This window comes from Winogradskyella eckloniae (assembly GCF_013249045.1).
Lineage (GTDB): Bacteria > Bacteroidota > Bacteroidia > Flavobacteriales > Flavobacteriaceae > Winogradskyella > Winogradskyella eckloniae.
In genome coordinates, this window is the sequence record NZ_JABRWP010000002.1 from 311,718 (window position 1) to 336,549 (window position 24,832).

Below are 24,832 nucleotides of genomic sequence, written 5' to 3' on the forward strand. Positions count from 1 at the left end.
GTGTCTATATCTAAAATTTAAACAAAGGAATTTAAACAAGATTTTTAATTTTTAGCAAACATGAAAAACAAACAATTTATACTCGTATTTATATTCTCAATTGTAGTATTTAGCGCAAATGCATTATTAGTGAAAAAAACTAAAACGCAAGAAAAACGAAAAGAAACAACAACTGCTACTTTTGATGGTTATGATGCAGAAGATGGTTATGCCTTTATTGTCCTAGAGGATAAGGATGATCCAGATAGTGAGATGACAATGTTCTTTACAGAAATTTCTGAGGCCGCTTTAAAAGCTGTGAACTTAAAATCTAATGATATGATTGGTAAGCGTTTTCAAATTACTTATGAGGTCACAGAATATGAAGAAGAAGACGATAACGGTTATATAGAAACGTTTGAGAGCTTTAAAATATTAGAAGTAAAAAAGATTTAAAACCATTATTTATAACAAGAGTTAAGATTGGACTGCTAGGCAACTAGCAGTCTTTTTTTTAATACAACTTCCCAAATAAATACAGAAAATACAATACAATATTCGAGTCCAATAATCCATAAATTTTCAGAAAACGTATCGTTAGCATAAGCGGCATAGCTTAATATAATAATTATAGACCAAACTATAGGGAATTTATATTTAGTAAACACGCTTAATAGGAGTACCGTTGCAATGTACCAAGGATGAACCGTTGTACTTAAAAACAAATACAAAGTAAGCGCCAATAGCATGGATGTAATCAGTTTTGGGAAATAACTATTGTCTTTAAAAAACGAAAAACCCAATATGAATAGAACCGAAATAACAGGTAAAATTTTTCCTATTATGGCAATTTCATTATAACCCGTTATTGCATAGCCTATAGCTCTGGCGAGATAATAAATACTGGCATTAAATTCAAAATTTCCAAACCAAAGACCAACAGTTTTAGAATAATTATTTACAAATTCCATTGAAAAAAACGGAATAAAAAGTAGAATAATAGTACCGATAACAATACTGTAAAAACCTATGAGTCGTGGTAAATTTAGATTTTTGATGGTGTCTAAAAACCTTGTTGTTTTGCTGTCTTCTTGAGGCGTTTTAAAATGGTTAAAAAACAAAGGCAACAACATCAATGGAATTAATTTTACTGAAATAGAACAGGCTAAAACCACAGCTGCCCATTTCCATTTGCCAGAATGTAATAAGTATAATGACCAAACAAGGAAGAAAATCATGACACCTTCAAAATGCAGGTTCCCTGTTAATTCAATAATGATAAACGGATTTAAAATGTACCAGAAGATATTATTAGACGGTAATTTTAGTCGTTCTAAAAGCTTTTTTCCAAAATATAAGGTACCAATGTCAGCAGCAATAATTATAAGTCTTAGACCAATAACTGAGCTCAAAATACTTTGCCCAGGAAATAGATTTGCTACCACAAAACAAAGTTGATTTATTGGCGGATAATTTGTAAAATGCGACGCACTTAAACTTCCCATGCCATTAAATAACTCTTGTGTGTCTGCTATAGGAAATACACCGTTTTCTATAAATGAGTTTGGTTTGTAGAGATAAGGATTTAGGCCATTTAAAATTATACGTCCATCCCAAATAAAACGATAAAAATCTTGCGATAAATTAGGAATGGCAAATAAAAATAATAACCGAAATATTACAGAGAAAAGAACTAATGTCTTAAACTTGAATTTTGCCGACTTTATAATTTGAAAAGTAAATGCAAAGAGTGTAACGTACAGTAATATTAATTTTGAGGTATCACTACGGACTAAATCATAAGCAAAACCCACATAAAAAATGCTACTTAAAATAAAAAATAGAAAGGGGATTTTGTGATATTTCCAATTTGCAATCACACCTTAGATGTGAGTGATTTAAAAAACACATAAGAAAATCCTATAAAGAGCATTAAGTGAAACGGAAATAATCCAAAATCGCCACCTTGGTCACCCACAATAAAGGCACTATACATCCCAAAAGCAAAGTACAGCATTAAAAGGCCTTCGATAATAACATGTGGTGATACTTTTTTACGTAAGTACTTATTGTTTTTCCAGTTGTCTTTGAATTTTTTAATATTGAATTTTGGTGTACGTACAAATTCACTTTTTTTACCAATATGCCCTTCAATAACAGCAATAGAATTGTGTAATGAAAATCCCATGGCAATGGAGAAAAAGGTAAAGAACATTCCGATGTAACCAAAAAATCGTTTAAAGCCGCTGCCATAAATATTTTTGTACATAAACCAGTAGCAAACAAAGAATATTATTGTACTCATTACAAAGAAACTCATTATATAAAAATAGTTTCTTAAATGTGCATATTCATTTTTTATATACAACATAGGAATACTCAAAATAGCAACAATAAAGATGCTTAAAAACATAGAGCTATTTAATAAGTGAAGTAACCCATGAACTTTAGTTTTAGCAGAAATATTATTAGACTTTACAACGCGCCATAGCATTTTTCTGAAGTTTTCTGCACCACCTTTATTCCAACGAAATTGCTGTGAACGCGCAGCACTGATAACAATTGGTAGTTCTGCAGGTGTTTCTACATCTTCTAAATATTTAAATTCCCAATTTTTTAGTTGCGCTCTGTAACTTAGATCTAAATCTTCTGTAAGAGTATCACCTTCCCAATTTCCGGCATCGAGAATACATGCTTTTCTCCAAACACCAGCTGTTCCATTAAAATTAATAAAATGGCCTTTACTGTTTCTGCCAACTTGTTCTAATGTAAAATGAGCATCTAAAGCAAATGCTTGTATTTTAGTAAGGATAGAGTAGTTTCTATTTATGTGTCCCCAACGCGTTTGTACAACACCAATTTTATCATTCTTAAAAAATGGAATTGTACGTTTAAGCCAGTTAGGTTGTGGTAAAAAATCGGCATCAAAAATGGCAATAAATTCTCCTTTTGCTATTTCTAAACCTTCTTTAAGTGCACCAGCTTTAAAACCAGTACGATTGGTTCTGGTAATATGTTTAATGTCTAAACCGGTTTTGGCAAGTTGTTCTATGTGCGCTTTTGTGGTTTTTACAGTTTCATCTGTAGAATCATCCAAAACCTGTATTTCTAATTTTTCTCTTGGGTATTCTAGCAACGCAATATTATCTAATAAGCGTTCCATTACATACATTTCGTTAAACACAGGAAGCTGAATGGTAACAAATGGAATTTCTTCTGAATTTGAAAAATCGAAAGTTTCACAATTTTCTCGCTTCCGTTTAGAAGACAAGTAATTATAAAGCAGGTTTAACTGAGCCAAAGCATACATAAAAATCAGTACTATGGCAATAGTGTAAATTACAATTATGGTGTATTGAAGGTATATCACTTAAAACTATATTTAAAAATCCAAGTCAAGATTTTTACACCAGCAAAGATAGCACCTTTTATCGTACCAGAAACTTTTGAGACGCCTATTCTGTTTCTGTAATTTACAGGAATTTCTCTATAACTTAATTTTTGTTTTAAAACTTTGAGTTGCATTTCTACGGTCCAACCATAGGTTTTGTCTTCCATGTTTAAGCCTAACAGTGTGTTGTACTTCACTGCTCTAAATGGTCCTAAGTCAGTAAAGGTTGAGCCAAAAAATAATCTCATTAAGTTGGTAGCTAACCAGTTACCAAAAATTTGAGGTTTTGTCATGGCGCCAACTTCGCGCAATTCTTTTACTCTAGAACCAACAACAAAATCAATGTCTTCTTCTATAATGGGCTGCACTATTTTAGTTAGTTCTTCAGGATAATCACTATAATCGCCATCTATAAAAACAACAATGTCTGGCTTAATTTCTTGCTTAGAAATATAATCCATGCCTTTTAAGCAGGCAAAACCATATCCTTTTTGGTTTTCTACTAATACAGTTGCACCAGCATTTTTAGCATTGATTTCCGTATTGTCTGTTGAGTTATTACTAACTACTATAATCTCGTTTACAATAGAAGGAATGTCATTTATAACAAGAGGAATTGATTCTTCTTCATTATAAGCAGGAATTATTACTGATATATTGGACATTATTTTAAATCTGAAAGTTTATTGTCTCTTTTAAATGATTTTAAATCTGTCCATTCTTTAAGTTTTTTTCCTTTAGAATATCTTGAAGCAGATATTAATTTTTCATCTTTATACATGAGGCAATATCCATTTTTTTTATTGTTTGTTAACTGACACTTGTGGTTAATTTTTTCGTTTTCGTCATAAAATAACCACCAACTGTCTTTTTTTCCATTCACAAAATGACCTTCTGAGGTTTTTGTTCCTTTGCGGCTGTAAAATTGCCAATAGCTATTGAGTTTTCCTAACTTATAGTCGCCAACTTTTTCAATTTGACCATTATCATAAAAAAACCGCCAGTATCCTGTTTGTTTATCATTTAAATACTGACCTTCATTTTTAAGTTTGCCATTGTTGTAATACGTTTTCCAATACGCTGTTTTAAGGTTGTCTAAAAAATGTCCGGTAGACTTTAACCTGCCGTTTGGGAAATAAAATTTCCAATACTTTGAGCGTTTGCCATTATTGTAATGCCCTTCTTCTAAAAGTTTATTGTTAGAATATGTTTTCCAATGCTTTATTTTTAAGCCATTTTTGAAGTAGCCAAAAGCTTCAGTATTTCCGTTTGAATCGTAAAATTTCCAAAATCCGTTCTCTTTACCATTTATAAAAGCACCACGTTTTTTGAGTTGACCATTTGTATAATAAAAGTACCAATAGTCTACTTTTACATTATCTTGTAGCCAACCTTTATCACTTGTGTTGCCATTGTCATAGAAATGTTCTGCGTAATTTTTTTGACCAAACGCCACAGAAGACACCATAAAAAGAAATAGAAAAAGTCGCATTAGTTTTGGTTTACTAAATCCATTAAATCAACATCATTACCAAGTAAAATTTCAGTAGGATTAATACGTCCTTTCATAGAATCATTTTCTAATTTTAGTACACCTCTTGGGCAAACAGCAGAACAGACACCACAACCTACACAGCTAGAGCGTACTATATTCTCTCCTTTTTGTGCATAGGCACGTACATCTATTCCCATTTCGCAACTGTTAGAGCAATTACCACAAGAAATACATTGTCCACCATTGGTAGTAATTCTAAATTTAGAAAACAATCGTTGTTGAAACCCTAGAATTGCTGCCATAGGACAACCAAATCGACACCAAGAGCGACTTCCTAAAATAGGGTAGAAACCAGTACCTATAACACCTGAAAAGATAGAGCCAATATAAATGCCATAAGTAGAACGCAAAGCACCTGCTTTTATGTAAAAAATTTGATCTGTTGTGCCAGTAAAATGCATTATGAGTAATAAGGCAATTACAATGAAAAAACCTATGGCACCATACTTTGCGTCTTTGCCCAATTCTTGTCTTTTAAAATACATGACAGCTGCAAATACTAATGTTAAAAAGCCAATAACTAAGCTTATAAATATACCTCTAGTTAGCCAAAAGTCATTTTTGTCATAACCTAGATAAGTATAAATCATTGCGGTTGTCATTACTACAGAAAATACTAAGACCGTGTGGATTAACCATCGCTCTATTTTCCAAGCAGACATTTTTTTAGACGATAATTGTCTAAACGAATCACCAGCCGTTTCTGCCAATCCGCCACAACCACAAACCCAAGAACAATACCAACGCTTTCCATATTTGTACGTCAGAATTGGTGTAATTACGAATATAGATATGATACCAAAAAGTAAAAGCGCCAATCCTATGTTGCCATTAGAAAGAAAACCGTTTACCGACCATTCATCAAAAATATAATAGTTAAGCGGCCAAATACTTTTTAGGTCGTAATATGGTAAGTCCTTATTCATAACGTACATAAATTCTGGAATCAAAAAGGCAAAACCTAATTGAAAAAACATAACAGAAACTGTACGAATCTGTTGGTAACGGTTATGTCTGTATTTTAAAATAAACTTATACCCAAAAGCTAAAATTGCAACCGTATACAATGTACCATAAACAAACCATTGACTGGCGTTTCTATCACTTAAAAGTACGCTTAAAGGATCAAATAACCCTATTAATCCTGTGTTTGCTTTACCATCTGAGCCTAGTCCTAAATATTCAGGAAAGAAATAAAGGACAATATAAAATGTAGTTAAAATGACACCTACAATCCAACCCCAAACGCCTCGTGAGGAAATGGATTTAAACCAAACACCATCATTTTTTATACCTTCTAATTTAGTTAAATAAGCATCTCTGGCATATACTATTATACCAACCGCAATTAAGCCTAATGAAAGCGATAAGAAAAAGGCTTTATTAGGGAAATTAGTATTAAACAAAGCTAATACTAAAATGAACAAGCCAATAAGACCTGTTGCTAAAGCTATTTTTTGTTTTGTTGTTATATCTAAAGCATCTGGTTTGGCTAAAGACATACTGTGGTTTAATTTATTACTCATAATTAAGCGGTTTGTAGTTGGTTGTTGTAGGCTTTTAAAATTTCGTTTTCGAATTTTGAATAAAACTCTGGGTCAAAATTCGCTTCAGATAAATGATGCATCACATAATCGATATCGCGTTTTTCTGTTAACCATGTATCAAAAGTTTCATGGCGCATTCGTATACCAAAGGTATTGATGCCTAAAAATGCTTTGGTGTCTTTGTGGTACGCTACAGTAATACATTTTGTATCGTCACTGTGTTTCCAATGAAAATGTTTTTCGTGTTTTGGGCGTCCGCGTTCTCCAAATACCCAACCATACGTTTGATATTCAATATCCATAAACTTTGCTGAGTTAAACCAATGTCCAGGTTTGTATTCTATTTTATTGCCACAGATGGTTTGGGCTAAAGTTTCTCCCATCATTCGGCCTGTGTACCAAACGGCTTCGATGGGTCTTCGGTTGCCTATAGCTTCATGTTGTTCAGCGCAATCACCAATTGCATATACATCTGAAATGTTGGTTTCTAAAAAACGATTCACTTTTACACCTCGTCCTAATTCAATTTCTGAACCTTTTAAGAAATCGATGTTAGGCGTCACTCCAGCAGTTAATCCTACCACATTACAAGGGATTTCTTCTCCTGTTTCTTCAATAATGACAGATTTAACGTTTCCGTTTTCGTCAGATTTTATTTCTTTTAAATTGGTTGAGAGCCTCAAATCTATATGATGATTTTTTATATGTCTATTAATCATCTCACTTTCACCTTGTGGTAAAACACCATTCCAGAAACTATCTTCTCTTACTAGAAAGGTAACCGGAATACGTCTAGAATTCAACATTTCTGCTAATTCAATGCCTATTAATCCACCACCAACGATTACGGCACGATTACAAACTTTATTATTAGGAGCATGTTTTTCTAGGTTTTCTAAATCTTGTTTGTGGTACATACCCATAACACCATTAAGGTCTTGACCTGGCCAACCAAATTTGTTAGGTTTACTTCCTGTTGCAATAATCAATTTGTCATATTGCATCGTATCTCCTTCGGCAAAATGAAGTGTTTTAGATTTGGTTTCAACGTTTTTTACGTAACCTTTTTTTAATTCAATTCTGTTTTTTTTCCAAAACCAGTTTTCGTAAGGTTGTGTGTGTTCAAATTTCATGTGTCCCATATACACATACATTAATGCTGTACGCGAAAAGAAATAATCTGTTTCTGCTGAGATAATTGTTATCTTTTTATCAGATAGCTTTCTTATATGTCTGGCTAAAGTAACGCCTGAAATGCCGTTGCCAATGATCACAATATGCTCCATGTTTTTTGTTGTTAGTTAAGAGGTCTGTCGAAGCTAAAGGTAATAACTTAATATGTGCGCTTTATTTAGAAAGAATTTAAATAGTGTTTTTGGGTTTTAGTGTTTGTAAGTGTTAAGATTTTTGTACGACCTAGGGTGCAATTGATGAACAAAATATTCCCTTAAACATGAAAAAAATTAGTTTAATACTTACATTACTCGTTAGCTTAAGTGTATCTGCACAAGACTTAGATTTGTTTTTTACGCAAACCAATTTGTTTTTAGGTAAGCATGTATCTAAAGGCAAAGTTGACTATGCGTCTATACATAAAGACCAATCTGAATTAGATGAACTTTTAAAAATAGCCAGTTCTATTTCCGTAAAAAGTACGGATGCCAATAATTATAAAGCCTTTTGGATTAACGCCTATAATATTTCAGTTATTAAGGGCATTATAGATAATTATCCGACGAAATCGCCTTTAGATAATTCTGGTTTTTTTGATAAAACCACTTATAAATTAGCAGGTAAAGACATTACATTAAATGATATAGAGCATAAGTTGTTAAGAGCAAAATTTAAAGATGCACGTTTTCATTTTGTGTTGGTTTGTGGTGCTGTAGGTTGTCCACCATTAATCAACAAGGCCTATTTACCAAGTACTTTAGAAACTCAATTAGAAAATCAAACTGTAAAAGCCTTAAATGGTAGTTTTCTTAAAGTGAATACAAAAAAGAAAAAAGTAGAAGCTTCTGAAATTATGAAATGGTATAAAGAGGATTTTACTATGGATGGCATTACCGAAATTGAGTTTATAAATAAATATAGAACAGAAAAAATTCCTGATAACTTTAAGTTAAGTTATTTCACATATAACTGGAATTTGAACAAACAATAAAATCTCTTTAGAACGAAAGATCCCAAAAATTAACTTAATCTTAAATATTAATCAACAAAAAAAAGCAATGAAAAAAATTAGTTTATCAATCCTAGTAATGATGGTTACATGTCTAGGATTTTCGCAAGAAGACGAAGAATCGCAAAAAAGTGTAATACAAGAATATACGCCTTCAAAATTACTAGATAAAGGACAATGGGATATTAAATGGTTTAATAACCTATATACGCAAACCGAAAGTACATTTAGTGATGGTAAAGAACCAAGACAAACCTTTTTTACATCGACTGTAGATGTGTTTACAGGTGTGTCTGAAAACAGTAAGTTCAATGTAGGATTACTTTTAGAATTTAGATCTAATGTTATCGCAGATAGAGACGCTTTAGATGTATTTTCTTTTGATGGCGAAACAGGTACTGCACGTTCGGGATTTACCTCTTTTGCACCTGCTGTAAAATTTAATCCGTTTAAAAATGTATCTAACTTTACAATTCAATCTGCTTTTCATATTCCATTAGTAGATAACGAATCTGAAGATGGTGTATTTTTAGACCAGAAGGGATTTATTTTTCAGAATAGATTTTTCTATGATTACACTTTTCCTAGTGGTGATTGGCAAATTTTTACTGAGTTGAATACCGAGTATAATTTTGGTAAAAAAGAAGATAGCTTTGCTAACAACAGTCTTAATTTAACACCAGGTGTTTTTCTAAGTTATTTTCCTAGTGATAAGTTTACAGTATTAGCTTTGGCTCAACATTCTCAACGCATTGATACAGGTAATGATTTTGAACAAGATTTTACAGCGTTAGGTGGTGGTTTTAAATATCAATTAACAAAGGAATTAAATATAGAAACACTTTATACCAATTTTGTACGAGGAAATAATACAGGGTTAGGCCAAACATTTAATGTAGGTTTAAGAGCCTTGTTTTAGGCCTTTGTTTTTATTGACAACGCATATTAGAAGAAATCCCGTTTCTTGTGCTGAATTTATTTCAGTATCAACGGGATCTTTTCTATATTTAGAAATACAATATTAATATATATGAAGCTGTATCAATACCTAGTCATTTTTTTGAGTTTTGCAATGCATTCTTGTACAAGTCAATCCGAAAAAATTAATGGTGTAAGTTTTGTAGCTTCAAGAGATATTATTGACGAAACTAATGTTAATCCCATAGTAGAAGTAAATGCTAATTATGCGGCTGTAATGCCATTTGGGTTTATTAGAGATTTAGATCATCCCAACATTCAGCATAATACAAATAGGCAATGGTATGGCGAAACCCAACCTGGTACAAAGCAATATATAGAAGAACTCAGAAAAAAAGAGATTAAAGTAATGATAAAACCTCAAATTTGGGTGAGACGAGGTGAATTTACGGGTCTTATTAAAATGTCTTCTGAAGAAAACTGGAAAATTTTAGAGGAAACCTATACTAGTTTTATTTTACTATATGCGCAATTAGCAAAAGATGTGAATGCTGAAATTCTTTGTATTGGAACAGAATTAGAGTTGTTTGTAGAGCATAGACCTCAATATTGGATTGATTTAATTGCAGACATTAAGACCATATATAACGGTAAATTAACCTATGCGGCAAATTGGGATGAATTTAAAAGAACACCATTTTGGGATAAGTTAGATTATATAGGTGTAGATGCCTATTTTCCTGTAAGTGATCTCAAAACACCCACTGTAGAAGATTGTATTGAAGGTTGGAAAGTACATAAACCAGTCATTGAAAATCTCTCTAAAACCTATAATAAGCCTATATTGTTTACAGAATATGGATATAGAAGTGTTGATTTTGCTGGAAGAGAACCTTGGGCTTCAGATATGGAGATGGACGATGTTAATTTACAAGCACAAGTAAATACAACTAAGGCATTGTATGAGACCTTTTGGAAAGAGCCATGGTTTGCAGGTGGTTTTGTATGGAAATGGTTTCATAGACATCACGAAGTTGGTGGTGAAGAGAATTCGAGATTTACACCGCAAAATAAACCTGCAGAAGCTGTGATAAAAGCTTACTATAAATCAAATAAATGAAAATAATAAAGTGTTTCGTTGTACTCCTATTATTTGCATCTTGTAATACTGATGATGTGAAGGATGAGAATAGTTTGAGTGACTATTTAGAAAACAGAACCGTAGAAAATGGTGCAGTTATCGCTTGTGCTGGTAGCATGGAAGATAACACAAATAGCGTAGAAATATTCTTTTATCCAGAAAGTGGTGCTTCTAATTTTGGTCTGTTTGAAACATCGAGTAGTGCTGTAGATCCAAACGACATATTAAATTATAACCGCATTGTTTTAGATGATATAGCTGTGTTTAATGGCTACTTACGTAAGTTTGAAGGACATTTTAATGAAGAGCGCTGGTTTATAGTATCTTTTGAGTTAGATGGTGAGATAAAACTATCTAATCCTATTAGAATAAAACATATTACGCAACCCACATTATACGCTACGCAAATTTCAATTAATCAGGACACTTCTCTAATGCCACTGTTTACCTGGAATGTTAATTCTGAAGAAAATAATGCCATCTTTTTTGAAGTTCTATCTACAATTGACAATGATTTATGGTCAGGTACGTATACTTTTGAAACGCAATTTCAATATTATAACACTGCTAATGTGGTTTTAAATATTACAAACGGAACACCTCCAGATTTAGTTCTCGGCGAAACTTACAAAATGACCATAATGGATGTTAGTGAAGATAACTGGATTAATGAAATTTTTGTTTCTCAATTTACTGCACAATGATTAGACTATTAACGTTGCTTTTTGTTTGTTTTTCTTGCTTTAGTTACGCACAAAGCAAAGTGGTTGACCTCAAAATTCAAGGGAATAAAAAACTAAAATCGTCTTTTGTAAAAAAAATATCTAATATTAAATCTGGTGTAGTATTAGATTCTTCTGTGATAGAAGAAGATATAAAATTATTAAAACGATTGCCTTCAATTGCACATGCGTATTATCAAGTGTTTCCTGCAGAAGGCAAGGATGAATACAATGTGTTTTACAATATTGAAGAAAACTTTACTATAATCCCTTCTGCTAATATTTATACGACCAATGAAGATGAGTTTGCTTACCGTTTAGGATTGTATGAATTTAATTTACTAGGTCAGAATATTACATTTGGTGGCTTTTATCAAAAAGACATTTATAGTTCGTATGCAGTAAACTTTAGAGCGCCTTATTTGTTTGGTAGATCTTTAGGTTTGGCAATGAATTATCAAGATTTAACGACTCAAGAACCTATATTTTTTGATAATAAAACAGCCGATTATAAATACAACAATACGTCTTTTGAAGTATTAGGTTTATATCAATTAAATTTTACTAACCGTTTTGAATTAGGAATTAATTATTTTACAGAAGATTACCAATATAAATCTGGAGCGACGAGTCCTAATGTTCCTCGAGCTTTGAGAGTCCATAAGTTATTGTATAAACTTATTTATGAATACAATAACCTTAATTACGATTATCAATATGTAGAAGGTTTTAGAAGTATTCTTAATTTTCAATATGTAACCACACGAGATGATTCCTTACCAGAGTTTCTCATTGCATGGAATGATTTTTTATTTTACAAACGTTTAGGTACACATGGCAATTGGGCGAATCGATTGAGAATTGGGATGGCTACCAATAATGAAACACCTTTTGCTCCTTTTTCCGTAGATAATAATATCAATTTAAGAGGTGTTGGCAATACCATTGATAGAGGTACAGCAGCAATAGTATTAAACACAGAATACAGACATACGCTATTCGAAAAAAAATGGTTTTCGCTACAAGGTAATGTGTTTATTGATGCTGGTACTTGGCGAAATCCTGGTGGTAATTTTGGCGATTTTTCAGATTCTCAAAACATACGTGTATATCCAGGTGTAGGATTGCGTTTTATTCATAAAAAAATATTTAATGCCATATTTAGAATAGACTATGGTAATGGGATAACGCCAGATGCTACCAATGGATTAGTTTTTGGTATTGGCCAGTATTTTTAATCTTCAGCTGGTAAGGCTTTAAACTTTTTTATAGCATTATTTGGTTCAATAATGTTATGACCTTTCCAGAATTCAGGATTATATTGACTTAGCTTAGTCGGTAAAACAAGTGTTTTTTCTTTAAAATTATGATAGTCCGCTTCAGATAACAAATCAGTTTCAAAAACGACGAGTTCTGTTTTTTCAATATTTCTAATTATAAAATGGAGGTCTGCTTTTAATTCATTTTGTTTACGTCTGCCTTTTACATTTTTGTTTTTTTCTACGATTTTTATAGGTCGCTTAATTCCTGTTTTTTCTCCAAAAGTTTCATCTCTATATTTTAGGGTGTACTTTTCGTTTTCGTTTTTCTGAAAAATAATAGTGCCTTCTTTTAAGTACTTATTCATGGAAATGCCAAGTATAGAAAACTTACTTAAAGGTTTTATGTTTTTATAATCTACGCGCACTATAGCAAAATCCTCTGTGTTAACGTACATGGTGCCAAAATAATCTTCACTGCGTTTGGGTTTAAAATCTATTTCATAAACAAACATGTCGTCCATATAAGCATAATCTGAAACTTCAAACTCATAACGATTAGATTTATGAATAAAGTTGAGGTCATTGTCTTCATCAATAAAATTATTGTTTTCAAAATTATGAACCATCATTTTTTTCCAGTTCAAAAACCCTAATTTTTTTAGAGAGTCCTTTTTCTTTTGGGCGTCGACCATAGCGTCTGTAACAACTTTTTCTTTCTCGTTTTTATCGCCAAACAAAGACGAGTCAATTTCTTCTTTAGCACCAAACCATCCCGATTTTATCTTAAAGTAAGAATCGCGTTTTACATATTTTCTAAAAATAGCATTAAAGCGTTCTTCATAGTTGTTAAAGTTGAGATCAGCAGATGAATCGTAAAGCTGGCACGCTTTTAGAATTTCCATTTTCTGATAAGATTTAGGCTCAATTTTTCCGTAAAGTTCGCCTAAAATTTCAGTGTGGTCTGCAATGGTTTTGGGCATAATAGTGATTAAACTATCAATAAGATGTTGGTTAAATTCTGGAATTGTAGATTTCTCTAAATGCACGTTGTGCTTATCTATATTTGTATAATAAGATTGTCTAAAAAATAACTTGCGTTTGGCATAGTCATAATCGTAATTCGTAGCAAGCCCTTCTTTTATCTTATCTAAAATCTCATCAATGGTGTAAGATTTGTTAGTGACTAAAACTTCAGATAAATCTACACTTTGTGGTATTAGGTAGATAGTAGCATGGTTATAATTTAAGAGTGAAATTCGCTTTTCTTCATAGCCTAAACAACTAATAACTAAAGAGTCATCAGCTTTAAGATGTCGTTTAATAGTGATGCTAAATTCGCCATTGTCATTACTAATGACTCCAGACTTGGCATTGAACTGAATGGTTGCAAAAGGAATGGGTTGCTCCGTTTTAGAATTTAATAATTTTGAAGAAAAAGTGTGCTGTCCGTAAGATTGCGATATCGTAAAGACTACAAACGCAATAATGATTTGATTGATTTTCATTGAGTTGATAATTGATTGGTGTTCAGCCAAAGTAGAAGAATGAAATAATTCTGAAACTCAATTTATAATTTTGTTAAGTCATATTTTACTTAAGTTTAACATCTTTAAGAAAAATTATAGGTTTTCATTATCAAGATTTTAACAATGTTAGTATATTTGTGTCAATATTACACAAACAAAACATGGCGTTACAACAAGATATAAAAGTAGCCGTAGATGCAGTGATTTTTGGCTACGAGTCTAAAGGGAATTTATCGGTTTTATTAATTAAGAGAGGTATAGAACCTTTTAAAGATGCTTGGGCCATGCCAGGAGGATTAGTGTTAGAACGCGAATCTTTAGAGGCAGCAGTAAAACGAGAGCTCAAAGAAGAAACAGGTGTAAGAATTGATTATTTAGAACAATTGTACACCTTCGGAAAGCCAAACAGAGATCCAAGAAATAGAGTAATATCAGTGAGTTATTTTGGTTTAGTTAGGCCAAATCATTTTAAAATAAAAGGCGATACAGATGCCGTAGACGCTAAGTGGTTTCCAGTAAATGATTTGCCAAAATTGGCTTTTGACCATAAGAAGATATTTCAAATGGCAGCACAACGATTAAAAGGCAAATTAATGTACCAACCTATTGGTTTTGATTTACTATCTCCAGAATTTCCGTTCTCAGATTTAGAACATTTATATACTACAATATTAGGTCGAGATATAGATAGACGCAACTTCAGAAAAAAAATTAAGAGTTTTGGTTTTGTTGAAGAAACTGATAAATTACACCAAGAAGGCAGTGGTAGACCAGCAAAACTATTTAAATTTAATAAGCAAAAATATGATACTCTAGTGGATGATGGCTTCCACTTTGATATTAAGTTTGTGTAGTTTTTACACAAAATATTTGGTCGATTCATAATTTCAATCTACATTTGTGTAAAAATAACGCAAATGATTTTAAATTTAGATACTTCGTTTCAACCTTTAGGAAAAGACAATACCATTCAGTTTAATAGTTTTACATTCTCTGGAGGCGAGCCTCATATTAAGATACTTTCGGATTTAAATGAGGTCACAGAAGTTACGGTAACAACCAGAATTCAATCCTTTAATGATTTAGGGTTGCTACTGATTGCTGTGGATGCTTTGCGTAGAATGGATGTAAAAACCATGCATTTGTTTTTGCCATATATGCCAGCAGCACGTCAAGATCGTGTTATGATTCCTGGAGAAGCTTTGTCAGTAAAGGTCTATGCAGAGGTTATTAATAGTTTAAATTTTGAATCTGTTTCGGTTTTCGATCCGCATTCAGAAGTCACAGCAGCTGTAGTGAACAATTGTAAAGTGATGACTAACCATACGTTTATTGAGCAGGTAATACGACGTATCAATTCTGAAGTTTTACTCATTTCACCAGATGGAGGTGCTTTAAAAAAGATTTATAAAGTGAGCGAATTTCTTGGCGGATTCCCAGTTATAGAGTGTTCTAAAAAACGAAACGTAACCAACGGAAAACTTGAAGGGTTTAAGGTCTACGAAGATGATTTAGAAGGTAAAGCCTGTTTAATTGTAGATGATATTTGTGATGGAGGCGGAACATTTATGGGTTTAGCAGAAGAACTCAAAAAGAAAAATGCAGGCCAATTATATTTGGCCATAAGTCATGGCATATTTAGTAAAGGTGTAGAAGCTCTGAATCAACATTTTGAAACCATTTTTACAACAGATAGTTTTAAGAATATAGATGAGGTTGGTGTTGTACAGATAGCATTGAACGACATTCTTAGATGAAAATTATTAGAATTTTATAGCGAAATGATGATAGACGATGCAAATATTACTTTAGAGTTGGTATCAAAACACATCCATAACATGTGGACAACTTGGGCAAAAAACATTATTGAAACAGAACCCAATATTTCTAAAGAACGAAAAGAACGATGGCAAAAAGAATGTTTCAAACCGTATGAAGAACTTTCAGAAAGCATGAAACAATTAGATCGGAATTTTGCAGTTCAGATTATAGAAGCGATTACTAATGAACGAACAACATAAAAAAAGAATAAGCAAATTTCTGAGTTTGGTGTTAAGACATCAGCCAGAACATATCAACCTACAATTAAACGAAAACGGTTGGGCAAAAGTTGATGAACTCATAGAGAAATCAAAAGCCAAAAAGAGAAGCTTTTCAAAGGAAGAATTAATAGAGATTGTAGCCACAAATGATAAACAACGTTTTGCCTTTAATGATAACAAATCCTTAATACGAGCTAATCAAGGGCATTCCGTAAAAACTGTAGATTTACAATTAGAACCCATAAAACCACCAGATGTTTTATGGCATGGAACGGTTGCAAAGTTTATGGATTCTATTAATACATATGGCTTACTAAAGCAAAGCAGGCAACATGTACATTTAAGTAAAGATGTAGAGACGGCTTTAAAGGTAGGAAATCGAAGAGGGAAAGCCTTAATTTTAAATGTAGCATCTGGTAAAATGCATCGCGATGGTTTTAAGTTTTACTGCTCAGAAAATGGTGTGTGGTTAACGGAAACTGTGCCATTAGAATATATAACACTAAAAGAATGAAAAGAACATTTGCTATAGGAGATATTCACGGAGGATTTAAGGCCTTAAAACAGCTTATAGAGAATCTTCAAATCACTAAGGATGATGTGCTTATTTTCTTAGGTGATTACGTTGATGGTTGGAGTGAATCTGCCCAAGTTATTTCATATTTAATAGACTTATCAAAGACAAATACATGTACCTTTATTAAGGGAAATCATGATGCTTGGTGCGAACAATGGTTGGCATCTGGTTTTATCAATGAGGTTTGGTATCAACATGGAGGAAAGGAATCAATAGAAAGTTATATTGGTGTTTCGGATCACGATAAAAAAATGCATCTTAAGTTTTTTGAAGATTTAGCGATGTATCATATTGATGCAAAAAACCGATTATTTCTTCATGCTGGTTTTACGTCTATGCATGGTGTAAACAAAGAATTTAATATCCAAAATTTTTATTTTGATAGAACCCTTTGGGAAATGGCATTGACCATGGACAAGCGTATAGAAAAGCATTCCGAATTATATCCTAATCGTTTAAAACATTATTCGGAAATCTATATTGGTCATACACCTACAACCAATTATTCTCAAACAAGGCCAATGAATGCTGTTAATGTCTGGAATGTAGATACAGGAGCTGCTTTTAAAGGCCCTTTATCTGCTATAGATGTGGATACTAAAGAAGTGTTTCAAACAGACAGAGTTATGGATTATTATCCTAATGAGACTGGTAGAAATAAATAGAAAAGCAACAGTGAGACTGTCCCTTTGAGGGAATTTTAGGGGTGTAATTCTTATAATTAATCTCAACTTCCAATCACTACAATTTTTAAATTTTAACCCACAATTACAACTTAACAACAAGTTTTAAAGATAATTTGCGTAAATAAAACGCAAATTATTTTGTCGCCTCAAAATTAAAATATATATTTGTGTATATATTACGCAAATTAAATAGTTTTATTATGAATCCACTATTATATACAGACGGTTACAAAGTAGACCACAGAAGACAATATCCAGAAGGAACAACATTAGTATATTCTAACTGGACACCGAGAAAGAGTAGAATAGAAGGCATAGAAAATGTTGTGTTTTTTGGGTTGCAATATTTCATTAAAAAATACATGATTGAGGATTTTAATACTAATTTTTTCAATCAACCAAAAGCTGAGATATGTAAACGTTACTCTAGACGTATCAATAATTATTTAGGGCCAAACCAAGTAGGTATCGATCATATAGAAGCGCTTCATGATTTAGGCTATTTGCCAATGGTTATAAAAGCGTTGCCAGAAGGTGTGCAAGTGCCAATTAGAGTGCCAATGGTAACGATGTACAATACAAAACCAGAATTTTTTTGGCTCACAAATTATTTCGAAACCTTATTGTCTACCACACTTTGGATGCCTTGTAACTCGGCAACTATAGCCAAAGAATACCGAACAATTTTAGATAAATATGCCTTAGAAACGTCGTCAGTTCCAGAATTTGTAGATTGGCAAGGTCACGATTTTTCAATGCGAGGAATGGCAGGATTAGAAGCCGCTGTAATGTCGTCAGCAGCACATCTGTTGAGTTTTACAGGTACAGATACTATTCCAACCATCGATTTTTTAGAGGATTATTACAATGCCAATTCAGATACCGAATTAATTGGTGGTTCTGTCGCAGCAACCGAACATTCTGTAATGTGTATGGGCACTAATTTGGGAGAGCAAGAAACCTTTAAACGTTTAATTACAGAAGTCTATGCAAATGGTATTGTGTCTATTGTTTCAGATACTTGGGATTTATGGAAAGTACTTACCGAATATTTACCGAATCTTAAAAACGAAGTATTAGCAAGAGACGGAAAAGTTGTGATAAGACCAGATTCTGGTGATCCTGTAGATATTATTTGTGGTCATCCAAATGGCACATCTACTGAAGAGAAAAAAGGGGTTATTGAACTACTTTGGGAGATTTTTGGAGGAACAACTAACGCTAAAGGTTATAAGGAATTAGACGCACATATTGGAGCCATTTATGGAGATAGCATCACCTTAGATAGAGCGACTCAAATTTGCGAGCGTCTAAAACAAAAAGGCTTTGCTTCAACTAATGTGGTTTTAGGTATTGGTTCTTTTACATACCAATATAATACAAGAGATACCTTTGGATTTGCAATGAAAGCGACCTATGGCGAAGTAAATGGCGAAGGACGCGAAATTTATAAAGATCCTATTACAGATGATGGTACAAAGAAATCGGCTAAAGGTTTAATTAAAATCGAAAAGCAAAATGGTGTTTACCAATTAATAGACCAAGTCTCTTGGGAAGAAGAAAACCAAGGCGAATTAAAAGAGGTTTATCGCGATGGTAAATTGTTAATCGATGAAAGTTTGACCGAAATTAGAAAACGAATAAAATCTTAACTTCTTATAATAACCTACAAGGTTCTAATAATCTTGTAGGTTTTGTTTTTTAACAGACGCTCTTTTTATAATATGCTTGCAGTTCTTCAGCCGAAGCACCAAACATCTTCTTTATATAAATAGTCCAAAAGTGATATTGCACTTTCCAAATACCATGCTTGTTATACATACGAGCTGAGGTTTTTAGCTTTTTATTAATCACAACAAATTGGTTTCTGGCGTAGAGTTCGTTAATTAAAATATTGTCTTCGTAAATGATATAATTTTCATCATAACCACCAATATCATCAAAAAGTGTTCGCGTTATAAACTGACTTTGATCGCCACCTCTGCAAGCACGCCAAGAAAATTGCGTCAACCAACTCGCTAAACGTAACCACCAATGCTTACTATCAAACTGCATTCTAAAACAACCAGCTTTATTTCCTTTGTTAACCTCATTAATAATCAGTTGGTCAAAATTTTTTGGTGGAAAAGAATCCGCATGAAGAAAATATAAAATGCTGCCTTTGGCATGTTTTGCACCCAAATTCATTTGTTTGGCTCTACCTTTTTCAGAATTAACCAATACAATTTTAGGTTGAATTTGGGATGCCGAACTTGTTTTTGGATTACTTAAGTCACTACTTTGTTGCACGTCAGTTCGAGTGAAATTCCTTTTTTGGAATTTTGTATCGAGAACTATTTTATTTTTTTCTCCATACGATGCTTCACGTTGATCAGAATCCCTCGAAGCGACGAAATCGCTAATAATTTGTAATGTTCCATCCGTACTTCCACCATCAACAATAATTATTTCCGAAATGTTTGAAGCCAATGTATTTTGATTAATATGGTGTAATAATTTACCAATATTATCAGCTTCATTTAAAACAGGAATAATTATACTTATCATAGTTTACTTACGAAAAATGTTTTAGGTGAGTTTTTAATCGTTCAAATTCCAGTTGTAATCTTTGAAACTTTTTTTAGCTGAACTTGAAATTTTTAGGTCAGCATTTTGATTTAAAAATTCGATTAAATCGCCATCGTGTTCAAAATCCTTTTTAAACCATTTAAAAATTTTAGACAGTTTTATGTGGTTTTCGGTTAATTCATTTTTAGTAGAATCGTTTAAAAATTCTTTAGTCGCATTTGTTAATTGCGTTTCTAAATCTGAAGCGGTAAAGGCCTCGTTCTGTAATTTAGGACACGAGATAGATGCACAAACAATAGCAAAATGAATACGAGGTTCGTTCATTTCTCTTAAAATCTTATGTTCAATATCATTAAGGTTTTGCCATTTGTCGCCAAATTGCCAAAGCCTTTGGTCCCAAGGGTCTTTAATGTCTTTAATGCTTTTTACAGGATAATGTCTAAGAATTAAATCTACGGTTAAGGCATTGTAAGCGTTAATCCAATAGGCTAATTTTTCGTCTTTTGTCCAACTGTCATCAGGTAGTGTTTCACTAAGGTAATCAATATAAACCTCAAATTCAGATTCGTTTTTTATGCCTTTATAATTAACATTACCAGATTCAGAAACATGGTTTTGTAAAATTTTGTTCCATCGGTTATGCATTACATCTTTATAATTAGATAAGGGTTTCGGTGGTTTTGGTGGCAGTGGAATTATGTCTTCTTCTGACTCAACAACCGTTTCATTTTGAGATTCAGGTTGCTCAATAATTGTAGAGGATTCGGTTATATTAGATTCTGTACTAACCGTTTCAGAAGTATTATTTTCTGTTTTAATAGTCTGCTTTTTTGTAACGCAAGACATTATAAATAGTGATACAATTAAAGCAAAAAGATATTTCATTGGTTGAAGTTTTAAACATCAGATTCTCGTTTTTTTGAGAATGCAGGATACAATTCCTGACTAATAAAATCTTTAGGAAATTCTTCATCGCCTTCAAAACCTAATTCAATATCTCTACCATCGTGTGGTATATAATCGGTTTTAAAAATGTAATCCCAAAGACTTAATGTTAGTCCGAAATTAACACCATACCTTACGTCTTTTGGCAATTCTTTTACATGATGCCAGATATGCATTTTAGGATTATTAAAAATGTATTTTAAAAACCCATAATCCCAACCCAAATTAGCATGGTTTAAATGGCCAACAGCAATACTAAAGAAATAGACGATAGCCACATCTTGCGCATCAAAACCGCCAATAATAGCAATAGGAATGTATAAAATAGACTTGTACATCACTGGTTCCATCCAATGGTAACGCAAGTGTGCGGCAAAGCCCATTTCCTTAACAGAATGATGTACTTTGTGGAAATTCCATAGCCATTCAAAACGATGTAAAAGCCGATGCGTGTTCCATTGTACAAAATCGGACACTATAAAAAAGATAAATAGGCCTAACCACTTTGGTAAATCATCTACATCAAACAATTGAAAGCTAGAAACCGATAAACCAACGAAGCCTAAAATATCATTAAATAATTCTGAAACTGTATTTGACAAAGCAATGAAGACAATTAAATTCAGAAGAAAAAAATTGAAGAACATATAGAACGTATCTAACCAAAAATCCTTCCGGATTAAGGCTTGATTTTTTCGCCAAGGAAATATAATTTCTAAAAGCCAAACGACTATTGAAATTATAATTAAACCATAGAAAAAATTGTCCCAATGATTGATGTCAATGAGCTCATATTTTAAATAGTTCCAATAATCGGAATAGGATTTTGTGAATATGTCTAGATATTTTTCCATCTTTTGTTTCCATGAAAATGGGTGTCTTCTTTTGTTCTTCCTGCGAAGGCAGGAATCTCTTTTTATATATTTAGACCTGCTAGGTTTTTAAACCTGCTAGGTCTTGATTATGGATTATACCTACAAGGTCGAAAAAAGACCTTGCAGGATATTTCGCGATAATAATTTAGTTTATACTTTACACCTACAAGGTTTTCAGCGTTTAGTTGCGTATCAGTGAGACTGAAGACTGCAAACTGAGGACTGCCAATTATTAAAGTGTCTTTATCAATTCTTTAAACAACGTAATCATGTTTGGTTCTGCTTTTCCTGCCATGGCGATAATTTCAGCAATATCAACAGGTTTAAGATTGTCTGGGTCGCACTCATCAGTTAAAACCGAAACAGCAGCCGCTTTTAAATTCAAATGGTTAGCGACAATAATTTCTGGTACAGTGCTCATACCAACAGCATCTGCGCCAATGGTTTTTAGCATTCTGTATTCGGCTCTCGTTTCTAATTGTGGTCCAACAACACTAGCATAAACACCTTTGTGTAAGGTAATGTTTTGGGCTTTAGCAATCGTTTCGAATTTTGAGTTGATGTCAGCGTCATAAGGTGCACTCATATCTGTAAAACGTTCGCCTAATTCTGAAACGCCTTTAAACGCTAATGGCGAACCACCTTGTAAATTCAAGTGGTCGTCAATAAGCATTAATTCGCCTTTTTTGAAATCTAAATTTATTGCACCTGCAGCATTAGAAACCAATAGCGTTTTAATACCTAATTTTTCCATAATTCTTACCGGAAACGTCACATCTTGCAACGTGTAACCTTCATAAACATGAAAACGACCTTGCATCACAACGACTTTTTTACCTTCTAGAATACCATAAATAAGTTTGCCTTTATGAAACTCTACAGTTGCCGTTGGAAAATTAGGAATGTGATTATAACTAGCTTCTGCAATGATTTCAATTTCATTAATTAATTGTCCTAAACCAGTACCAAGAATGATACCTATTTCGGGATTTTCAAAACCTTTGCTTTGTAAATATTCAGTGCTTTCTGTTATAAATTTAATCATTGAGTTAATGTTTAATTAGCTTTTTTGTAAAGGTATTACCATTAACTGAAAAACGTATTAAATATAACCCAGTTTTTAATGAAGAAATATCAATGGTTTGTGTTTGTTTCGTGAGATTTTTATATTCTAAAATACGGTCTCCTAATGTATTGTACACAGAGAAATTAATATTGGTTTGTGCATTATTAGAAATTTCTAAAATGTCATTTGCAGGATTTGGTGATAAACTTATTTGTTGTGATAAGGTGTTTTCTACTACATTTAATGCAGAACAGGTTGTATTTGTAAATGGAATTATTTTACCAAAATCCCAAAATTGATCAAATTGTTGGCAGTAAAAAAATACGAGGTCGTAATTAGATATATTGGCATTAGTTGGAATGTTTACGGTAAACATTTTTGAACCGTTTTGATTGACAGAGTTAGAACCAACTAAGCCAAACTCAAAGTTTTCTAGATTAGAAATTAACGAATTTCTTAAGGTTGCATCTGTAGCTCCATTTGAGGCAACAAAATAGGCTCTAATGTCTGGTCCTGCAGCTGTAGTAAAATTGTCTCCTAAGTTGAGCGTAACGGTATTATTTGTGTTTAGCACAACTGTAACATCTCCCATTACATTGTACATTGGAATACTGCTATTGTTTTCAAAATCCGTAGCCATCACTGAGCATTGGGAATAAACAGTAGAAATTGCAGAAAAAATAAAGCAAATAAAAAGTAATTTTGTTTTCATAATTTACACATTTGGTGGTTTGTTAAATATTTTTCGAAAACTTTATATGGTTTTAAATCTTCGACATTATCTATGTCGTTAAGAGTTTTTAAAACATACACACTTTTATCATTGAGTTTGTTAATTGTTTGCTCGTAAACAGTCTCTCCTCCCCAATTTTGTATGTTAAACACTTCAGGGTAAGCATGTTTCATTCCCAAAAGATAGTAGCCTCCATCTTCTGCTGGTCCTATTACAAAATCTTGATTTTCTAAATTTTTAAAAGATTCATCTATTATAAATTCGTTTAAATCTAACAAGTCACTGCCAATTATTACTGCTTTGTCGTAGTCGCTATTAAATACATCGGAAAAGGCATTTTGCATACGCTTTCCAAGATCACCTCCAGATTGTATTTTTTTTATAAAATGGTCGTTGTCCCATAAGTCATTTGTACTAATATTTTCTGAATAAAACACGAAAATATCTGCATTTACCTTTTGAGATATATTGGCTGTGTGTTGCAATAGGTATTTGTAAATATCTAGCGCATTTTGATCACCAATTGTTTTTGCTAAACGTGTTTTACATTTTCCCAATTCGGGATTTCGAGTAAAGATTATTAGGGCATTCTTATTCATCATTTTCAAGCTTATCGTATATTTTATTTCCTTTTGTAAGCCATTTACTCCATTCTTTAGAAAATGCGTGAACATCATCTGTTTCGCCTTCTGTATTGTAAATTGTGAAGTCGTTATTTTTCCATTCAAAAATACCGCCAAATAAATTAAAAACATTGGTGTATCCAGCATTTTTAAGCTGTTCTGCAACGTCTTCTGAGCGAATACCAAGCGAGCAATACACTACAATGGTTGCCGATTTATCTGGTAATAATGCCGTAGTTGTTTCTAAATTAAATTCGTCATAACCAACGCAAATCGCATCTTCCAAATGACTCACATTAAATTCTGAAACTTCTCTAGCATCTAACAAAATAGCATCGGTTTTTGGCATCGCTAATTCGTCAACTGAGATATAAGGCACGCTTTCTTCGTTATATTTTTTTAGTAGTTTTTTAATGCTACTTTGGCTATGTCCTGCAATGCCTAGAAGTAGAAATGATAGTAAAATTAAATTTTTCATAAGGGTTTAGTATAAT

At 32.5% G+C, this 24,832-nt stretch carries 26 protein-coding genes; 12 read left to right on the plus strand and 14 right to left on the minus strand.

Annotation, left to right across the window (positions count from 1 at the left end; translation table 11 throughout):
* Nucleotides 1-60 precede the first annotated feature (60 nt).
* A complete protein-coding gene (locus HNV08_RS04320; protein WP_173279943.1) occupies nucleotides 61-435 on the plus strand; it encodes a hypothetical protein in 375 nt (124 codons plus the stop codon).
* A gap of 35 nt (nucleotides 436-470) precedes the next feature.
* Here the strand turns inward: HNV08_RS04320 and HNV08_RS04325 are convergent, their stop codons facing one another.
* The 6 genes from HNV08_RS04325 to HNV08_RS04350 all read right to left on the minus strand — a co-directional run bounded on the left by HNV08_RS04325 (nucleotide 471) and on the right by HNV08_RS04350 (nucleotide 7,758).
* Nucleotides 471-1,793 carry a mannosyltransferase gene (locus HNV08_RS04325; protein ID WP_394353391.1) on the minus strand — a complete coding sequence of 441 codons (1,323 nt, stop codon included), beginning with the start codon at nucleotides 1,791-1,793 and terminating at the stop codon, nucleotides 471-473.
* Between the two features lie 62 nt (nucleotides 1,794-1,855).
* Nucleotides 1,856-3,289, minus strand: coding sequence for a cellulose synthase family protein (locus HNV08_RS04330; RefSeq protein ID WP_194241976.1), 1,434 nt, complete (start codon nucleotides 3,287-3,289; stop codon nucleotides 1,856-1,858).
* Nucleotides 3,290-3,345: 56 nt separating this feature from the next.
* Entirely contained in the window at nucleotides 3,346-4,035 is a 690-nt protein-coding gene (locus HNV08_RS04335) for a glycosyltransferase family 2 protein (protein ID WP_173279944.1), read from the minus strand.
* The gene (locus HNV08_RS04340) at nucleotides 4,035-4,862 is read right to left on the minus strand and encodes a toxin-antitoxin system YwqK family antitoxin (protein ID WP_241697172.1); all 828 of its coding nucleotides are present in this window, start codon (nucleotides 4,860-4,862) and stop codon (nucleotides 4,035-4,037) included. The genes HNV08_RS04335 and HNV08_RS04340 overlap by 1 nt, the downstream gene beginning before the upstream one ends.
* Complete coding sequence (locus HNV08_RS04345; protein WP_173279945.1) at nucleotides 4,862-6,451, minus strand: 4Fe-4S binding protein; 1,590 nt, start codon at nucleotides 6,449-6,451, stop codon at nucleotides 4,862-4,864. Before HNV08_RS04345 ends, HNV08_RS04340 begins: the two co-directional genes overlap by 1 nt.
* A gap of 2 nt (nucleotides 6,452-6,453) precedes the next feature.
* The gene (locus tag HNV08_RS04350; protein ID WP_173279946.1) at nucleotides 6,454-7,758 is read right to left on the minus strand and encodes an NAD(P)/FAD-dependent oxidoreductase; all 1,305 of its coding nucleotides are present in this window, start codon (nucleotides 7,756-7,758) and stop codon (nucleotides 6,454-6,456) included.
* A 167-nt stretch (nucleotides 7,759-7,925) separates the two neighbouring features.
* On the opposite strand from HNV08_RS04350, the gene HNV08_RS04355 reads away from it, so the two are divergent.
* The 5 genes from HNV08_RS04355 to HNV08_RS04375 all read left to right on the plus strand — a co-directional run bounded on the left by HNV08_RS04355 (nucleotide 7,926) and on the right by HNV08_RS04375 (nucleotide 12,673).
* Nucleotides 7,926-8,636: a DUF547 domain-containing protein gene (locus tag HNV08_RS04355; protein ID WP_173279947.1), complete on the plus strand. Its 711-nt coding sequence runs from the start codon at nucleotides 7,926-7,928 to the stop codon at nucleotides 8,634-8,636.
* Nucleotides 8,637-8,703: 67 nt separating this feature from the next.
* The gene (locus HNV08_RS04360; RefSeq protein WP_173279948.1) at nucleotides 8,704-9,573 is read left to right on the plus strand and encodes a transporter family protein; all 870 of its coding nucleotides are present in this window, start codon (nucleotides 8,704-8,706) and stop codon (nucleotides 9,571-9,573) included.
* 111 nt (nucleotides 9,574-9,684) lie between these two features.
* Entirely contained in the window at nucleotides 9,685-10,692 is a 1,008-nt protein-coding gene (locus HNV08_RS04365; RefSeq protein WP_173279949.1) for a glycoside hydrolase family 113, read from the plus strand.
* Nucleotides 10,689-11,417: a hypothetical protein gene (locus HNV08_RS04370; protein WP_173279950.1), complete on the plus strand. Its 729-nt coding sequence runs from the start codon at nucleotides 10,689-10,691 to the stop codon at nucleotides 11,415-11,417. Before HNV08_RS04365 ends, HNV08_RS04370 begins: the two co-directional genes overlap by 4 nt.
* Entirely contained in the window at nucleotides 11,414-12,673 is a 1,260-nt protein-coding gene (locus tag HNV08_RS04375) for a POTRA domain-containing protein (RefSeq protein ID WP_173279951.1), read from the plus strand. Before HNV08_RS04370 ends, HNV08_RS04375 begins: the two co-directional genes overlap by 4 nt.
* On the opposite strand, the gene HNV08_RS04380 is transcribed toward HNV08_RS04375, so the two are convergent.
* Entirely contained in the window at nucleotides 12,670-14,202 is a 1,533-nt protein-coding gene (locus HNV08_RS04380) for a carboxypeptidase-like regulatory domain-containing protein (protein WP_173279952.1), read from the minus strand. The genes HNV08_RS04375 and HNV08_RS04380 overlap by 4 nt on opposite strands.
* Before the next feature lie 182 nt (nucleotides 14,203-14,384).
* Between HNV08_RS04380 and HNV08_RS04385 the strand changes: the two genes are divergently transcribed.
* From HNV08_RS04385 to HNV08_RS04410, 6 genes are all read left to right on the plus strand, one after another.
* Complete coding sequence (locus HNV08_RS04385) at nucleotides 14,385-15,077, plus strand: NUDIX hydrolase (RefSeq protein WP_173279953.1); 693 nt, start codon at nucleotides 14,385-14,387, stop codon at nucleotides 15,075-15,077.
* 63 nt (nucleotides 15,078-15,140) lie between these two features.
* Complete coding sequence (gene prs / locus HNV08_RS04390) at nucleotides 15,141-15,980, plus strand: ribose-phosphate diphosphokinase (protein WP_173279954.1); 840 nt, start codon at nucleotides 15,141-15,143, stop codon at nucleotides 15,978-15,980.
* Nucleotides 15,981-16,004: 24 nt separating this feature from the next.
* Nucleotides 16,005-16,244, plus strand: coding sequence for a RyR domain-containing protein (locus HNV08_RS04395; RefSeq protein WP_173279955.1), 240 nt, complete (start codon nucleotides 16,005-16,007; stop codon nucleotides 16,242-16,244).
* Entirely contained in the window at nucleotides 16,228-16,779 is a 552-nt protein-coding gene (locus tag HNV08_RS04400) for an RNA 2'-phosphotransferase (protein WP_173279956.1), read from the plus strand. The genes HNV08_RS04395 and HNV08_RS04400 overlap by 17 nt, the downstream gene beginning before the upstream one ends.
* Complete coding sequence (locus HNV08_RS04405) at nucleotides 16,776-17,507, plus strand: metallophosphoesterase family protein (RefSeq protein WP_173279957.1); 732 nt, start codon at nucleotides 16,776-16,778, stop codon at nucleotides 17,505-17,507. The genes HNV08_RS04400 and HNV08_RS04405 overlap by 4 nt, the downstream gene beginning before the upstream one ends.
* A gap of 221 nt (nucleotides 17,508-17,728) precedes the next feature.
* Nucleotides 17,729-19,180 (plus strand): nicotinate phosphoribosyltransferase, encoded by a 1,452-nt coding sequence (locus tag HNV08_RS04410; RefSeq protein WP_173279958.1) that lies wholly within the window; start codon nucleotides 17,729-17,731, stop codon nucleotides 19,178-19,180.
* Nucleotides 19,181-19,229: 49 nt separating this feature from the next.
* Here HNV08_RS04410 and HNV08_RS04415 read toward each other — a convergent pair whose 3' ends face one another.
* The 7 genes from HNV08_RS04415 to HNV08_RS04445 all read right to left on the minus strand — a co-directional run bounded on the left by HNV08_RS04415 (nucleotide 19,230) and on the right by HNV08_RS04445 (nucleotide 24,816).
* Complete coding sequence (locus HNV08_RS04415) at nucleotides 19,230-20,075, minus strand: TIGR04283 family arsenosugar biosynthesis glycosyltransferase (RefSeq protein WP_173279959.1); 846 nt, start codon at nucleotides 20,073-20,075, stop codon at nucleotides 19,230-19,232.
* A gap of 33 nt (nucleotides 20,076-20,108) precedes the next feature.
* Complete coding sequence (locus HNV08_RS04420) at nucleotides 20,109-20,981, minus strand: DUF547 domain-containing protein (protein ID WP_173279960.1); 873 nt, start codon at nucleotides 20,979-20,981, stop codon at nucleotides 20,109-20,111.
* A gap of 11 nt (nucleotides 20,982-20,992) precedes the next feature.
* Nucleotides 20,993-21,895 (minus strand): sterol desaturase family protein, encoded by a 903-nt coding sequence (locus HNV08_RS04425; RefSeq protein WP_173279961.1) that lies wholly within the window; start codon nucleotides 21,893-21,895, stop codon nucleotides 20,993-20,995.
* A 253-nt stretch (nucleotides 21,896-22,148) separates the two neighbouring features.
* On the minus strand, nucleotides 22,149-22,961 hold the full coding sequence (locus HNV08_RS04430) for a purine-nucleoside phosphorylase (RefSeq protein ID WP_173279962.1): 813 nt from the start codon (nucleotides 22,959-22,961) through the stop codon (nucleotides 22,149-22,151).
* A gap of 4 nt (nucleotides 22,962-22,965) precedes the next feature.
* Nucleotides 22,966-23,694 carry a T9SS type A sorting domain-containing protein gene (locus tag HNV08_RS04435; protein ID WP_173279963.1) on the minus strand — a complete coding sequence of 243 codons (729 nt, stop codon included), beginning with the start codon at nucleotides 23,692-23,694 and terminating at the stop codon, nucleotides 22,966-22,968.
* Nucleotides 23,691-24,314, minus strand: coding sequence for a TIGR04282 family arsenosugar biosynthesis glycosyltransferase (locus HNV08_RS04440; protein WP_173279964.1), 624 nt, complete (start codon nucleotides 24,312-24,314; stop codon nucleotides 23,691-23,693). Before HNV08_RS04440 ends, HNV08_RS04435 begins: the two co-directional genes overlap by 4 nt.
* On the minus strand, nucleotides 24,307-24,816 hold the full coding sequence (locus HNV08_RS04445) for a rhodanese-like domain-containing protein (RefSeq protein WP_173279965.1): 510 nt from the start codon (nucleotides 24,814-24,816) through the stop codon (nucleotides 24,307-24,309). The genes HNV08_RS04440 and HNV08_RS04445 overlap by 8 nt, the downstream gene beginning before the upstream one ends.
* Nucleotides 24,817-24,832 lie beyond the last annotated feature (16 nt).